Source organism: Streptococcus sp. 1171_SSPC, assembly GCF_001069335.1.
In the GTDB taxonomy this organism is placed as follows: Bacteria; Bacillota; Bacilli; order Lactobacillales; family Streptococcaceae; genus Streptococcus; species Streptococcus xiaochunlingii.
Genome location: NZ_JWAK01000024.1, coordinates 83,198 through 98,065 on the forward strand (window position 1 = coordinate 83,198; position 14,868 = coordinate 98,065).

Sequence of the window (14,868 nt, forward strand, 5' to 3'; positions counted from 1 at the left end):
CACTAGTGTATCATAAGTTGATGAGAAAGAGAAAGGTAACCAACATGTAACAAATCTAACAATTATGTAACAAGGGAGGTGACAACGGTCTGGTTCTATGCGATTTTTGTAAGGTAAACCATTCTTACTATCTCTTACTATGTGCAAATGACGGGGTTTGTGGTATAATAGACTGATACTTAGAAAGAGGTACTTATGGATATTTCAGAAATCCGTCAGAAAATTGACGCGAATCGTGAAAAATTAGCTTCTTTCAGGGGGTCTCTTTGACTTAGAGGGTCTGGAAGAAGAAATTGCCATTTTGGAAAACAAAATGACAGAACCTGATTTTTGGGATGATAATATTGCGGCGCAAAAAACATCCCAGGAATTAAATGAGTTGAAACAAACCTATGAGAATTTCCATCAAATGACAGACTTGTTTGATGAATCCGAAATCCTTCTTGAGTTTCTCTCAGAAGATGAATCCGTTCACGAAGAGCTAGAAGATAAGTTGACAGAGTTGGATAAGATGATGACCAGTTATGAAATGACGCTTCTCTTATCAGAACCCTATGATAATAATAATGCAATCTTGGAAATCCATCCGGGATCTGGTGGTACTGAGGCTCAGGACTGGGGAGATATGCTTCTTCGGATGTATACCCGCTTCGGAAATGCTCATGGCTTCAAGGTGGAAGTCTTGGACTACCAGGCAGGAGACGAGGCTGGGATTAAATCCGTTACCTTGTCTTTCGAAGGACCACATGCCTATGGCTTGTTGAAATCTGAAATGGGCGTTCACCGTTTGGTACGGATCTCGCCATTCGACTCAGCTAAACGTCGCCATACATCCTTCACGTCAGTTGAAGTGATGCCAGAATTGGATGATACCATTGAAGTGGAAGTCCGAGATGATGATATCAAGATGGATACCTTCCGTTCGGGTGGAGCTGGTGGACAAAACGTCAACAAGGTTTCTACAGGTGTTCGTTTGACTCACATCCCAACAGGGATTGTAGTTGCTTCGACGGTTGACCGGACTCAGTACGGAAACCGTGATCGTGCAATGAAAATGTTGCAGGCGAAACTTTATCAATTGGAGCAAGAAAAGAAGGCAGCTGAAGTGGATTCCTTAAAAGGTGATAAAAAAGAAATCACCTGGGGAAGTCAGATTCGCTCCTACGTCTTTACACCATATACCATGGTGAAGGATCACCGTACAAGCTATGAAGTAGCCCAAGTTGATAAAGTAATGGACGGAGATATTGATGGCTTTATTGATGCCTATTTAAAATGGCGTCTCAATTAAAGTCCTCCTTCTATATAAAATGTGGAAAGGAATTTTCAATACATGTCAATGATTGAAATGAAAGATGTTGTCAAAAAGTATGACAACGGAACGACAGCTCTTCGAGGAGTAACCGTTCATATTGAACCAGGAGAATTTGCCTATATTGTAGGGCCTTCTGGTGCAGGTAAATCAACCTTTATTCGCTTGCTTTACCGTGAGGTGAAGCATGATAAAGGTAGCTTGAAAGTTGCTGGTTTTGATTTAGATAAAATCAAAAAACGCGATATTCCGATGTTGCGTCGGAACGTTGGGGTAGTCTTCCAAGACTACAAACTGCTTCCTAAAAAGACCGTTTATGAAAATATTGCCTACGCAATGGAAGTAATCGGAGAGCGTCGTCGCAACATTAAAAAACGCGTAATGGAAGTTTTAGACCTTGTTGGTTTGAAACACAAGGTTCGTTCATTCCCAAATGAGCTTTCAGGTGGTGAGCAACAACGGATCGCTATCGCGCGTGCCATCGTCAACAATCCTAAAGTATTGATTGCGGACGAACCAACAGGGAACTTGGACCCAGATAACTCTTGGGAAATTATGAACCTCTTAGAGCGAATTAATTTGCAAGGTACCACTGTTTTGATGGCGACTCATAATAGCCAAATTGTAAATACACTTCGTCACCGTGTTATCGCCATTGAAAATGGCCGTGTTGTACGGGATGAAGCGGAAGGAGAGTACGGATACGATGATTAGAAGATTTTTCCGCCATCTCATTGAATCATTTAAAAGTTTAAAACGGAATGGCTGGATGACCATTGCTGCGGTTAGTTCGGTGATGATTACACTTGGACTTGTAGCGATTTTTGCCTCAGTTATTGCGAATACGATCAAGCTATCAGATGATATTCAAAATAGTGTACGGATTGTTGTCTATATGCGCAAGGATATCCAAGATCAAAGCCAGCAGATCGAAAAAGAAGGCCAGATGGTTGATAATGAGGACTACAAGAAAGTCTATAATGCGTTGACAGCCATGAAGAATGTTGATAAAGTTGAGTTCTCTAGCAAGGAAGAACAATATGAAAACTTGATCAAGACTGCTGGTAACAACTGGAAAATTTTTGACGGGGATGCCAATCCACTCTATGATGCCTATTTTGTAGAGACAACTGCTCCTAAGTACGTAAAAGAAGTTTCTAAAGCCGCTAAGAAGATCGAAGGGGTATCTGAAGTAAAAGATGGGGGAGTTGATACTCAACGCCTCTTTGCTCTCGGAAACTTCATCCGTATTTGGGGCTTGATTGGTGCTGGTTTACTAATCTTTATCGCGGTCTTCTTGATTTCTAATACGATTCGGATTACCATTATTTCACGAAGTCGAGAAATCAAGATTATGCGTCTGGTTGGTGCTAAGAGTGGCTATATTCGTGCGCCATTCCTTTTGGAAGGTGCCTGGATTGGCTTGATTGGTGCAATTCCACCAGCTCTCTTGCTTTATTATGTCTATAATATTGTCTACAAGTCTATGTACAATACTCTACAAGATCAGAAATTGTTCTTATATAGTCCAAACCTTCTTGTTCCGATTATGGTCGGAGGACTGTTTGGTCTCGGTATTTTAATTGGAGCGATTGGCTCTTCTATTTCAATGAGACGTTTCTTGAAGATTTAAGAATATACAAAAAAGGAAGTTCATCTGAACTTCCTTTTTTATCGATTTCGAAAGAAGGGATTAAACATTTTTTCATGACCTATAGTGGTATCATTCCCATGTCCTGGGTATACTGCATAAGAGGATGGAAGAGTGAGCAATTGTGTCTCAATACTTTCAAGGAGTTGGGGTCCACTTCCTGTCGGCAAATCAGTCCGTCCAATAGTTTCTCGGAAAAGGGCATCTCCTGTCAAGACAAGGTGGTCATCAGGAAAGACCAAGGAGACCCCTCCGATGGAATGTCCAGGTGTGTGAAGGACATAAAAATGGAAGTTTTTTAATTGATAATCTGTTCGGTAGTCAAAATGCTCTTCGGCTGGCTGGCAGACTACATCCATTAAATCAGAATGGCGGTCTAAACCAGAAAGATTGTCCACAGGACTTTGAAGCCAAGCTGCTTCATGAGCATCTACATAAACAGGTGGATGGCCATAAGTTTCCCGCACCTTCTCTAAACTCATGATATGGTCGTAGTGGGTATGGGTGAGGAGAATAGCAGCAATTGGTTTTGCGAGTTGATCGATGCGGCTGCGAATTTGATCCCAAGCACTCCCGGGATCAACGACCAGAAGATAGTCCTCGTTTTCAAGCAAGTAGGTGTTTTCATAAGCGATGGGATTGACAATGCGGTGGATTTTCATAAGAGCTCCTTTCTCTATTAGTCTATCAAAAATATTGTAAAATAGCTGACTAAAACGCCTCTAGAAACCGAAGAATCGTCCCTTGGCTGGATTTGGCCCTTTCAATGTCATAAAATACCAAGCAAAGCGAGTCGGAAAATGATATAATTTTAAGTGCTATGACAACGAATGTTAAAAGAAAATATGCTGTCGTGGACCTGGAAGCGACCAGTGCAAGCAGCAATGCAAAAATTATTCAAATCGGGATTGTCATCATTCAAGATGGGCAGATTGTAGAGACCTATGAGACTTATGTCAACCCCCATGAGGAACTAGACGAACATATTCGCCAACTGACTGGGATTACCAATCAGCAACTCAGGAAGGCCCCTGACTTTTCACAGGTGGCCAGACAAGCATACGAACTGATTGAAGATGCTGTCTTTGTGGCTCATAATGTCAAATTTGATGCCAATCTCTTGGCAGAATCATTGTTTTGGGAAGGCTTTGAGCTCATAACCCCCCGGATCGATACGGTTGAATTGGCCCAAGTCTTTTTCCCAACCCTAGAAAGATATAATTTAAGTAGCCTGTGTGAAGAATTTGCGATTACTCTAGACCATGCTCACTCAGCTATTTCTGATGCGCAAGCAACCGCCCAGCTATTTCTTAAGCTTCGTGAAACGATTGCTTCCTTACCGAGGGAATTGGTGGAAACCTTGCTATCATTTTCTGATAATCTGATTTACGAGTCGAGACTCTTGATAGAGGATGCATTCGAGGATGCGGGAGCTTTTCATAAAGAGGACTTGACATCTCACCATGGGATTTTTCTTCGTAAGCCTCTGATCAAAAGAGATGCCAAGAATTTTTCTGATCAGTTTGATATTAATATCCAGTTAATGGGCATGGAACCCCGTCCCTTGCAGCAAGAGTTTGCCCAGTCAATTGAAGAAAGTCTTCAGTCTTCAAGAGAAGTAGCAACCTTTATCGAGGGACCTACTGGGATTGGAAAAACCTATGGCTACCTCCTTCCCTTACTAGCGCATACAAGGGACCAGATTGTTGTCAGTGTTCCAACCAAGGTCTTACAAGACCAAATCATGCAACAGGAAGCTAAGACGATTGAGGACGTTTTTCAGACATCTTTTCATAGCCTAAAGAGTCCTCAAAATTATCTAAAACTGGATGAGTTCTTTCGAATCTTGCATGAACCAGAGGAAAATCGCCTCTGGAATCGGTTCAAAATGCAATTGCTAGTCTGGCTGACCCAAACAAGGACGGGTGATCTAAACGAAGTAGGGCAGCTCCATCGTTACGGGAATTTTGTTCAACGAATCCGTCATGATGGGAAGCTATCAAAAAAATCTTTATTTTACACAGAAGATTTTTGGCGTCTCGGTCAAGAAAAAGCCAAAATGAGTCGAGTCTTGCTCACCAATCATGCCTATTTATTGACTCGATTAGAGGATGATCCTTCTCTAGTAGAAAATCGGACTCTAGTGGTGGATGAAGCACAAAAACTTTATTTTTCATTGGAGCAGTTTTCAAGGGCTTCCTTATCCTTATCGGATTTCATGCTAGATCTGCAACGGGAGATTGAAATAGAAAAATCCTTGTTGAAACGACGGATCCTTGAAAGTCTCCAATTTGAATTGAATGCTCTACTCAAACATCTTGAATCGGGTAGCAGAAAGGTCGAACTAACACCGGAACAGGTGAAAAAAATTCGCCAGGATTTATCTGAACTAGATAGTCCAGTCTTGGCTGCATTAAAAACGGTCTTTGATCCTCGTTTTCAAATTTTTTGGATTGATCGTACACAAGAGAATCAGCATCCGATAATTCGCTTGCAGTCTGGAAGAGAGGGCTTGGTTTCCCTTCAAGACTTTATTCCAACAACTACCAGACTTCTCTTGGTCTCAGCTACCTTATCCATTAGTAAAAAGGTCAATCTAGCCTCGATTTTAGGAATTGAGAATTACCAATTCATTGGGAAAGAACTGTCCTATCATCAAGGGCAAACCATCTTCATCGATCGAGAATTTCCTGATTTGACCAATTTGACGCAAGAGGAATTAGCTGGCTCTTTAGCAAGTTATTTGGATGATCTAGCAGGTACTGGCTTGCCTCTCTTTGCCTTGTTCACTTCCAAGGACTTGCTTTTAGCAACTTCTCAGCTGATGACAGTGGGTCATCTGGCTCAGTATAAGAATGGTGAAGCAGCAACTATTAAACGCCGATTTGATAGAGGGGAAGCTTCCGTCCTTTTAGGATCCGGTAGTTTTTGGGAAGGGGTCGATTTTGCCCAGCAAGCAAAAATCATTCAAGTCATTCCTCGCATTCCTTTTGATAATCCAAGTGATTTCTTCGTGCAAAAACTGCACGAAACCTTGCGTCTAGAAGGGAAAAATCCTTTCTATGATTATAGTTTGCCACTAGCTATCTTACGCTTGAAGCAGGCTCTTGGACGCTCGAGTCGTTCGAGCGAGCAAGAATCTCTGGTCATTTTATTAGATCAACGCTTATTAAATCGTCAATATGGTTCGCAGATTCAAGCTAGTTTAGAGAAAATAGCTCCTCTTGTCATTGCTAAGACAGGAGAAGTAAAAGAAGTTGTTGAACAATTTAGGAGTTAACATGAATCAAAAACCCAATGGAACTCAGTATGTTCCCGGTGTCTTGCTAGCCGCTCTCACAGCAGGACTATCTATGGTGTTAGGAAAAGCAGTACCTATCCTTGGCTCTAGTCTCTTTGCTATCCTATGTGGGATTCTCTTGAATGCTAGTCAACTCTTGCCTCAAAATAGCAGGCCGGGACTAGCCTATTCAGGGAAAAAACTCTTGCAATATTCCATTATCTTGATGGGCTTTACCATGTCTTTTCAAAAGGTGACCCAATTGGGACTATCTTCTTTGGTCATTAGTCTACCGACCATCAGTATTGCCTTTTTCTCTGCTTTTGCAATGGGCTACCTCTTAAAAGCTCCGAAGATCTTAACAGCCTTGGTTGGAATGGGGACAGCTATTTGTGGAGGTTCTGCAATCGCGGCAGCCTCTCCTGTTCTAGAAGCTGATGAAAATGACATTGCTCTGTCCATGTCGACCATCTTTTTCTTTAATATCCTAGCGGTTTTCCTTTTTCCTTTCTTTGGTCACCTCCTTGCTATGACGGATCGGCAATTTGGTTTTTGGGCAGGAACGGCCATTAATGATACCTCATCTGTTGTAGCGGCCGCATTTTCCTATAGTAAAGCAGCGGGTGAAGTGGCTACGGTTGTGAAGTTGACCCGAGCTTTGATGATAATTCCAATCTGTTTTGGGATGTTGGGACTAAAACTTCTAGGACGGTCGAAACAGGATCGAGAAGGGAAGCAAGTGAAATTGAGTAAAATTGTTCCTTGGTTTATTTTTTACTTCCTTTTGGCTTCTTTAGTGACGTCCTTTGGCTGGTTTCCAAGTTCTTGGATTCCCTTCTGTAAATGGTTGTCACAATATTTGATGGCCATGGCCTTGGTTGGCATTGGAAGTCAAGTATCTATTCAGGCCTTCCGTAAGCAGGGGGTGGCTCCTCTCCTCATCGGCCTTGTGGCCTGGCTAGCTGTATCCATTTCTAGTTTGCTACTTCAACATGTTTTAGAAATTTAAATGAAAGGGAGATGAAATGAAGAGACGTCAGTCTTTCAAACTTAGAGGAGATTTCTCCTTGATCACCACTGTTTTGTTATTATTAGCATTTGGTGTGGTGGCAGTCTACATTGCAGTTTCGAATGATTATCCTGACTTGGTTTGGTCTATTTTAGGCCAACAGGTTGCCTGGATTGTTTTAGGATGTATGATTAGTTTTGTCGTTATGCTCTTTAATACAGAATTTTTATGGAAAGTAACGCCCTATTTGTATGTCTTTGGCTTGGTCTTAATGGTCTTGCCCCTTTATTTTTACAACCCAAACCTGGTTGCTTCGACCGGTTCTAAAAACTGGGTGGCCTACAAGGGGATCAGCCTCTTTCAGCCATCAGAATTTATGAAAATTTCTTATATTTTGATGGTCTCTCGTGCGATTGTTCATTTTTTACGAAACAATAGGGAAGAAAATCGGACGCTAAAAAAAGACTTTTTTCTCATTCTCCAAATTGCTGCCTATACCATACCGGTCCTAGGGCTTCTAGCCTTTCAACATGATTTTGGAACCTCCTTGGTATTTATGGCTATCTTCTCAGGAGTAGTCCTTATTTCAGGGGTCTCTTGGAAAATCATATTACCAGTCTTTTTGACCCTCGCAGGTGGAATTGCTCTCTTTTTGGCCGTCTTTCTATCCGACGGTGGGCGGGCCTTTCTCCATCAAACTCTGGGGATGCCCACCTATCAGATGAACCGCATTTTAGCCTGGTTGAATCCTTTTGATTATGCACAAACCATGACCTTCCAACAGGCTCAGGGACAGCTGGCCATTGCAAGCGGTGGTCTATTGGGGCAAGGTTTTAATGTATCCAATCTGTTAATCCCGGTCAGGGAGAGTGATATGATTTTTACGGTCATCGCGGAAGATTTTGGATTTGTAGGAGGACTGTGCCTCCTTCTCTTATACATGTTTCTAGTTTATAAGATGTTGCGAATTACCCTGAAATCCAATAATCAATTTTACACCTATATCTCAACTGGTTTCATCATGATGTTGGTCTTCCACATATTTGAGAATATTGGGGCTGTAACTGGGATCTTGCCTCTCACTGGAATTCCCTTGCCTTTTATCTCACAAGGAGGATCAGCTATTGTGAGTAACCTTATTGGGATTGGCTTATTGTTATCCATGAGCCATCAAAATAGGGTGAGTGAAGAACGGAAAAAAGAAAGTCGACTCTTGAGACAGAAACAATTGAGTCGACTACATGAGAAAGGAATAATTTGATATGACAAAAGTAGCAGTGATGTTAGCAAGTGGTTTCGAGGAAATCGAAGCTTTGACCGTTGTCGATGTCTTGCGAAGAGCAGCAATCGAGTGTCAGATGGTTGGATTTGATCAAGTAGTTACAGGGTCCCATGGTATCACAGTGAAGGTAGATGAGGTCTGGTCCGGTTCGTTGGATCATTTTGATGGCATTGTCCTTCCAGGAGGGATGCCGGGAGCAGCAAATCTACGCGACCATGAAGGCTTGATCCTGTCTTTAAAAGAAGCCCATGAACAAGGAAAAAGTCTAGCAGCTATTTGTGCAGCTCCGATTGTGTTGGATCGAGCTGGACTACTTGATGAAAAACGCTATACCTGCTATGATGGCTTCGAAAAAGAAATTGGAACAGAGCATTATGTGAAGGAAGCAGTGGTTCAGGATGGTCACATCTTGACCAGTCGGGGTCCTGCAACAGCACTTGCTTTTTCCTATGCCCTGGTCAACCATTTTGGTGGAGATGCCACGGCATTGAGAGAAGGGATGCTCTATCAAGATGTTTTTGGAACATCGGCCCCATAGTTGTTGAGAAGAAAAATGAAGGTAGGAAAATTCCTGTCTTCATTTTTTTATAGGCTAGTTTTATCAAAATATAAATGCTTTTTGAATGAAAGTAAAACAGGTGGGAGATGACTGTAAAAAAACCTTTAAAACATTGACTTTACAAGCAATTTTTTGAAAAATATGGTATAATTGAAGCTATGGATTATCATGATTTTATATGGGATCTTGGTGGGACTTTATTGGACAATTATGAGACCTCTACAAAAGCTTTTGTAGCGACCTTACAGTATTTCCAAAGGGAGGCTGATCATGATTCCGTTTATGCAGCTTTAAAGGTTTCCACGGATTATGCTGTTCAGCAGTTTGCCTCAGACCTTCCAGACTTTTTGGGAGAGTATAAACAGCGAGAGAAAGAAGCTCTTGAAATCCCCTGCTTATTCGAGGGGACTGAGGAGTTATTGCATCGTCTGACAGCAGTCGGAGCCCGTCATTTTTTGGTTTCTCACCGTGACCATCATGTAGAGACCATCTTAGAAAAAACAGGGATTCGTCATTACTTTACAGAAGTTGTGACAGCTGATGATGGTTTTCCACGTAAACCAGATCCTACGTCCATGTTGTATCTAAAAGACAAGTATGCGATTGAGTCTGGCTTGGTGATTGGAGATCGCCCAATCGATATCGAAGCTGGTCAGAGAGCTGGCATGGCGACCTATTTGTTCGACTCAATGGATCAATTAAGTGCCTATATTTTTAATTAGAAAAGGGAAAGAATGACAGAAGAATTGAAGCAAGAAACGACTGGTCAAGAATATGATGCCAGTCAGATTCAGGTTTTAGAAGGTTTAGAAGCAGTTCGGATGCGTCCGGGGATGTATATCGGATCCACTTCTAAAGAAGGTCTTCACCATTTGGTCTGGGAAATCGTCGATAACTCAATCGATGAGGCCCTTGCAGGATTTGCTAGCCATATCGAAGTCTTTATCGAAGCGGACAATTCGATTACAGTCGTCGATGATGGACGGGGAATTCCGGTTGACATTCAAGAAAAAACGGGTCGTCCAGCGGTTGAGACTGTCTTTACCGTTCTCCATGCGGGAGGAAAATTTGGCGGTGGTGGTTACAAGGTGTCTGGTGGACTCCATGGAGTTGGATCATCTGTCGTAAATGCCTTGTCGACTCAGTTAGATGTTCACGTCCATAAGAATGGCCAAATTCATTACCAAGAATACAAACGCGGACAAGTCGTTGCAGATCTTGAAGTGATTGGTGAAACAGATCGAACTGGTACAACCGTTCATTTTACTCCAGACCCAGAGATTTTCACAGAAACCACTGAATTTGACTTTGACAAGTTGAATAAACGGATTCAAGAATTAGCCTTTTTGAACCGTGGTTTACGGATCTCGATCACGGACAAGCGTGAAGGGCAGGAGCAAACGAAAGATTACCACTATGAGGGTGGGATTGCTAGTTATGTAGAATACATCAACGAAAACAAGGATGTCATCTTTGAAACTCCGATTTATACCGATGGAGAATTGGATGATATCACGGTTGAAGTAGCCATGCAGTACACGACTGGTTATCACGAAACCGTCATGAGTTTTGCCAATAACATCCATACCCATGAAGGGGGAACTCATGAACAAGGTTTCCGTACAGCTTTGACCCGTGTTATCAACGACTATGCGCGTAAGAATAAACTTCTCAAAGACAATGAAGAAAATCTAACAGGGGAAGATGTCCGGGAAGGGTTGACGGCAGTGATTTCTGTCAAACACCCAAATCCACAGTTTGAAGGACAAACCAAGACCAAACTTGGAAACTCTGAAGTGGTGAAGATTACCAACCGCTTGTTCAGCGATGCCTTCTCTGATTTCTTGTTGGAAAATCCGCAGATTGCTAAGAAAATTGTCGAAAAGGGAATTTTGGCTGCCAAAGCGCGTGTTGCTGCTAAGCGCGCCCGTGAAGTCACCCGTAAGAAATCTGGTTTAGAAATCTCAAACCTTCCTGGTAAATTAGCAGACTGTTCATCTAACAATCCAGCTGAGACAGAACTCTTCATCGTCGAAGGAGACTCTGCCGGAGGATCTGCTAAATCAGGTAGAAACCGCGAGTTCCAGGCGATTCTCCCTATTCGGGGGAAAATCCTCAACGTGGAAAAAGCCAGCATGGATAAGATTTTAGCCAACGAAGAAATTCGTAGCCTTTTCACAGCTATGGGAACTGGTTTTGGTGCAGAATTTGACGTATCGAAAGCCCGTTATCAAAAATTAGTCATCATGACAGATGCCGATGTCGATGGAGCTCATATTCGAACCCTCCTCTTAACCTTGATCTATCGCTATATGAAACCAGTTTTGGAGGCAGGCTATGTTTACATCGCCCAACCACCAATCTATGGTGTAAAAGTCGGTAGTGAAATCAAAGAATACATCCAACCAGGAGCCAACCAAGAAGCAGAATTGGCTGAAGCCTTGGAGCGCTATTCTGAAGGTCGTTCCAAACCAACGATTCAACGATACAAAGGTTTGGGTGAGATGGATGATCATCAGCTCTGGGAAACAACGATGAACCCAGAACATCGCCTCATGGCGCGTGTGACAGTTGATGATGCAGCAGAAGCAGATAAAATCTTTGATATGCTCATGGGGGATCGAGTAGAACCTCGTCGTGAATTTATCGAAGAAAATGCCGAATATAGTACACTTGATGTATAAAATTCTGCGATATTTGCCAATTATTCGAATATTTATGATATAATAACTACGATTACTTTCAAGTAATTTAATGAAGGAGTTTTTATATGTCTAGTGGACTAATTATTCTCATTATTGTCATTGGGGTCCTCTTGGTTTTAGGATATGTAGTGGCAGTCTTATTGAGAAAGCGTAACGAAGCCTTACTGGCATCTCTGGAAGAACGAAAAGAACAGTTGTATAACCTTCCGGTAAATGATGAAGTAGAAGAAGTGAAGAATATGCATTTGATTGGTCAAAGTCAAGTTGCATTTCGTGAATGGAATCAAAAATGGGTGGACCTATCCCTCAATTCTTTTGCTGATATCGAGAACAACCTCTTTGAAGCAGAAGGCTACAACAATTCTTTCCGCTTTTTAAAAGCCAAGCAAGCAATTGGAAATATTGAGAGTCAGGTTCAATTGATTGATGAAGATATCAAGGCCATCCGTCAAGCTTTATCTGAATTAAAAGAAAAAGAAGAAAAGAATAGCGGTCGGGTTGTTCATGCCTTGGATATGTTTGAAAACTTGCAAAAACAAGTAGCTTCTGATCCGGACGCATACGGCCCAGCACTTCCCGAAATCGAGAAGCAAGCTGAAAATATTCAAGTTGAGTTTTCAAAATTTGTAACCTTGAATTCATCAGGTGACCCTGTTGAAGCTGCAGAAATTTTGGATACAGCTGAAAACCACATTGTAGCCTTGACGCATATTGTTGAAAAAGTTCCTGCAATTGTGAAGGATGTCCAAACAACTCTTCCTGATCAATTGGAAGATTTGGAAGCTGGTCATCGCAAACTTTTGGAATCTGGTTATCATTTTACAGAGACTGATTTGGAAGCACGTTTCCAACAATTGCATGCAGCTTTGAAAGCCAATCTACAAAATGTTGCTGCTCTTGAATTAGATAATGCGCTCTATGAAAATGAGCAGATTCAAGAAGAAATTAACGCCTTGTATGATATTTTCACTCGTGAAATTGAATCACACAAAGTTGTTGAAAAATTGGTCAAAGCCTTACCAGGTTACCTTGCCCATGCGAAGGAAAATAACAAGCGTTTAGCAGAAGAAGTTGAACGTCTCAGCAAAACATTTGAAAGCAAAGAACTCAAGGAAAATCATTTGAAGGAGTTAGAAGCTGAATTAACAGCTCAAGAGCTCGTTGTAGAAGATGCCTTGAAGGATACATCTGAAACTCAAAAACCCTACTCTATCCTACAAGAAGAGTTAGAAGCGATTGAAGAACGTTTGAAAGAGATTGAAGATGATCAAATTGCATTGAGCGAAACCTTATCTAAGATTGAAAAAGACGACACCAATGCTCGTCAAAAGGTAAATATCTACGCCAACCGTTTACATGCCATCAAGCGCTATATGGACAAGCGGAATTTACCTGGAATTCCTCAATCTTTCCTTACTATCTTCTTCACTGCAAGTGATAACACAGAAGCTCTCTTGGCTGAGTTAGAAGGTCGTCGTGTCAATATTGAAAACGCCAACCGTCTCCTGGATATTTTGACCAACGATATGACAGAGTTAGAGGAAGAAACCTACAAATTAGTACAATATGCTACTCTAACAGAGCAGTTGCTTCAATACTCAAATCGCTATCGTTCATTCGACGATCATGTCCAAGCAGCGTTTGATGAAGCCTTGTACATCTTTGAAAAAGAGTATGACTATCCTGCTTCATTCAAAGTCATTTCAGAAGCATTGGAAACAGTTGAACCAGGAGTAACAGAGAGATTTGTTACCTCGTTTGAAAAAACAAGAGAATCCATTCGATTCTAATCCAAAACATCCAGGAGAATATTCCTGGATGTTTTTTTATGGAGATGAAGTTGTGGTGGGAAAGGGAAGGATAGAAAAAAGGAGATGAGTCCATGAAAGTTTTAATTGCTCCAGATTCATTCAAAGAAAGCTTACCTGCGAAAGATGTAGCGGAAATTATTGCAGAAGGCTTGCGTCAGTCTCTCCTCGATGTAGAACCGCTCACCTGTCCTGTTGGAGATGGTGGGGAAGGGACAGTGGATGCCATCAGCTACTCATTGGGATTGAAGGAAACTTTTACCCTTGTCACAGGTCCATTTGGAGAGCCGGTAGAAATGCGGTATATGGAGAAGGATTCTTTGGCTCTCTTTGAAGTAGCCGACTTGATCGGTTTAGGAAAAATTCCAATTGATCAACGCCGTCCACTTGACCTAGAAACCCGAGGAATTGGTGAACTGATTTGTTATTTAATCAAACAGGGGAAAAAGGAGATTTATATCGGGGTTGGAGGAACCGCGACCAATGATGGGGGGCTAGGTCTTGCAGCAGGTCTAGGCTACCAATTCTATGATAGAGAAGGAAGAGAATTAAAGGCCTGTGGACAAAGTCTTTTAGAATGGGATTCCATCCGTAAAGAGGAAGCGTTCAAGATCCCAGATGATGTCCAGATACAGATCTTAGCAGATGTTTCCAATCCCTTATGTGGACTAGATGGTGCGACCTATATTTTTGGAAAACAAAAGGGGCTCAGTCCCAATATGTTTGAGCAAGTGGATCAAGCTATTTACAGCTTTTACGAAAAGCACTGTCCAAGTATTTTGACTCAAGCAGGGATGGGAGCTGGTGGAGGTCTTGCTGCGGGTCTTTGTGCCTTTGCGCAAGCGAGACTGGTATCAGGGATTGATATCTGTTTAGATTTGATCGACTTTGACTCCAAAGTAGCCAACTCAGACTTGGTCATTGTCGGAGAAGGACGACTGGACCATCAGAGTCTATCCGGGAAAGCTCCGATAGGGGTTGCGAGACGAACCCAAAAAGGGATCCCAGTAATAGCTATTTGTGGCAGTCTTGCAGATGATTTACCAAGTCTCCCATTTGAAAATATAGTTGGTGCCTTTTCTATTACGAAACATCCCGATAGTTTAGAGCAACTTCTGAAGGATGCGAGGGAAAATCTTCTCTTTACAGCTAGAAATATCGGAAATCTATTAAGCATAGAAAAAAGCGGTTAAACCGCTTCAAATTGAAGATAAAGTCTTCAGAAAAACTTTCCTTAGGTGAGTACGGACGTCAGCGAACTT

General features: G+C 41.9%; 12 protein-coding genes. 11 read left to right on the forward strand and 1 reads right to left on the reverse strand.

Translation table 11 applies throughout. From position 1 onward, the window contains the following. Positions 1-195 precede the first annotated feature (195 nt). From prfB to ftsX, 3 genes are all read left to right on the forward strand, one after another. A protein-coding gene (gene prfB / locus ADF75_RS04880) for a peptide chain release factor 2 (RefSeq protein WP_125335983.1) occupies positions 196-1,291 on the forward strand; the annotation gives its coding sequence in 2 pieces (ribosomal slippage) (positions 196-267 and positions 269-1,291; 1,095 coding nt in all). Positions 1,292-1,333: 42 nt separating this feature from the next. Next, the gene (ftsE, locus tag ADF75_RS04885; protein ID WP_006595938.1) at positions 1,334-2,026 is read left to right on the forward strand and encodes a cell division ATP-binding protein FtsE; all 693 of its coding nucleotides are present in this window, start codon (positions 1,334-1,336) and stop codon (positions 2,024-2,026) included. Next, positions 2,019-2,945 (forward strand): permease-like cell division protein FtsX, encoded by a 927-nt coding sequence (gene ftsX, locus ADF75_RS04890; RefSeq protein ID WP_048789353.1) that lies wholly within the window; start codon positions 2,019-2,021, stop codon positions 2,943-2,945. The genes ftsE and ftsX overlap by 8 nt, the downstream gene beginning before the upstream one ends. 38 nt (positions 2,946-2,983) lie before the next feature. Here ftsX and ADF75_RS04895 read toward each other — a convergent pair whose 3' ends face one another. Beyond that, positions 2,984-3,625 (reverse strand): MBL fold metallo-hydrolase, encoded by a 642-nt coding sequence (locus tag ADF75_RS04895; RefSeq protein ID WP_048789354.1) that lies wholly within the window; start codon positions 3,623-3,625, stop codon positions 2,984-2,986. 158 nt (positions 3,626-3,783) lie between these two features. On the opposite strand from ADF75_RS04895, the gene ADF75_RS04900 reads away from it, so the two are divergent. From ADF75_RS04900 to ADF75_RS04935, 8 genes are all read left to right on the forward strand, one after another. After that, on the forward strand, positions 3,784-6,243 hold the full coding sequence (locus ADF75_RS04900; RefSeq protein ID WP_048789355.1) for a bifunctional DnaQ family exonuclease/ATP-dependent helicase: 2,460 nt from the start codon (positions 3,784-3,786) through the stop codon (positions 6,241-6,243). 1 nt (position 6,244) lies between these two features. Beyond that, positions 6,245-7,252, forward strand: coding sequence for a YeiH family protein (locus ADF75_RS04905; RefSeq protein WP_048789356.1), 1,008 nt, complete (start codon positions 6,245-6,247; stop codon positions 7,250-7,252). Positions 7,253-7,268: 16 nt separating this feature from the next. Continuing rightward, complete coding sequence (locus ADF75_RS04910; RefSeq protein WP_048789357.1) at positions 7,269-8,513, forward strand: FtsW/RodA/SpoVE family cell cycle protein; 1,245 nt, start codon at positions 7,269-7,271, stop codon at positions 8,511-8,513. A gap of 1 nt (position 8,514) precedes the next feature. After that, on the forward strand, positions 8,515-9,072 hold the full coding sequence (locus tag ADF75_RS04915; RefSeq protein ID WP_048789358.1) for a DJ-1 family glyoxalase III: 558 nt from the start codon (positions 8,515-8,517) through the stop codon (positions 9,070-9,072). A gap of 179 nt (positions 9,073-9,251) precedes the next feature. Further along, entirely contained in the window at positions 9,252-9,815 is a 564-nt protein-coding gene (locus tag ADF75_RS04920; RefSeq protein WP_006595945.1) for an HAD-IA family hydrolase, read from the forward strand. 12 nt (positions 9,816-9,827) lie between these two features. Beyond that, positions 9,828-11,777, forward strand: a complete 1,950-nt coding sequence (gyrB, locus tag ADF75_RS04925; protein WP_048789359.1) for a DNA topoisomerase (ATP-hydrolyzing) subunit B — start codon at positions 9,828-9,830, stop codon at positions 11,775-11,777. 86 nt (positions 11,778-11,863) lie between these two features. Then, complete coding sequence (gene ezrA, locus ADF75_RS04930) at positions 11,864-13,588, forward strand: septation ring formation regulator EzrA (RefSeq protein ID WP_048789360.1); 1,725 nt, start codon at positions 11,864-11,866, stop codon at positions 13,586-13,588. Positions 13,589-13,680: 92 nt separating this feature from the next. Then, on the forward strand, positions 13,681-14,799 hold the full coding sequence (locus ADF75_RS04935) for a glycerate kinase (protein WP_048789361.1): 1,119 nt from the start codon (positions 13,681-13,683) through the stop codon (positions 14,797-14,799). Positions 14,800-14,868: the final 69 nt, after the last annotated feature.

Coding starts and splice junctions, on each gene's coding strand:
- ADF75_RS04900 (WP_048789355.1), top strand. CDS start 3,784: ATGACAACGAATGTTAAAAGAAAATATGCTGTCGTGGACCTGGAAGCG.
- ADF75_RS04895 (WP_048789354.1), bottom strand. CDS start 3,625: ATGAAAATCCACCGCATTGTCAATCCCATCGCTTATGAAAACACCTAC.
- ADF75_RS04915 (WP_048789358.1), top strand. CDS start 8,515: ATGACAAAAGTAGCAGTGATGTTAGCAAGTGGTTTCGAGGAAATCGAA.
- ADF75_RS04905 (WP_048789356.1), top strand. CDS start 6,245: ATGAATCAAAAACCCAATGGAACTCAGTATGTTCCCGGTGTCTTGCTA.
- ftsX (WP_048789353.1), top strand. CDS start 2,019: ATGATTAGAAGATTTTTCCGCCATCTCATTGAATCATTTAAAAGTTTA.
- ADF75_RS04920 (WP_006595945.1), top strand. CDS start 9,252: ATGGATTATCATGATTTTATATGGGATCTTGGTGGGACTTTATTGGAC.
- ADF75_RS04935 (WP_048789361.1), top strand. CDS start 13,681: ATGAAAGTTTTAATTGCTCCAGATTCATTCAAAGAAAGCTTACCTGCG.
- ADF75_RS04910 (WP_048789357.1), top strand. CDS start 7,269: ATGAAGAGACGTCAGTCTTTCAAACTTAGAGGAGATTTCTCCTTGATC.
- gyrB (WP_048789359.1), top strand. CDS start 9,828: ATGACAGAAGAATTGAAGCAAGAAACGACTGGTCAAGAATATGATGCC.
- ftsE (WP_006595938.1), top strand. CDS start 1,334: ATGTCAATGATTGAAATGAAAGATGTTGTCAAAAAGTATGACAACGGA.
- ezrA (WP_048789360.1), top strand. CDS start 11,864: ATGTCTAGTGGACTAATTATTCTCATTATTGTCATTGGGGTCCTCTTG.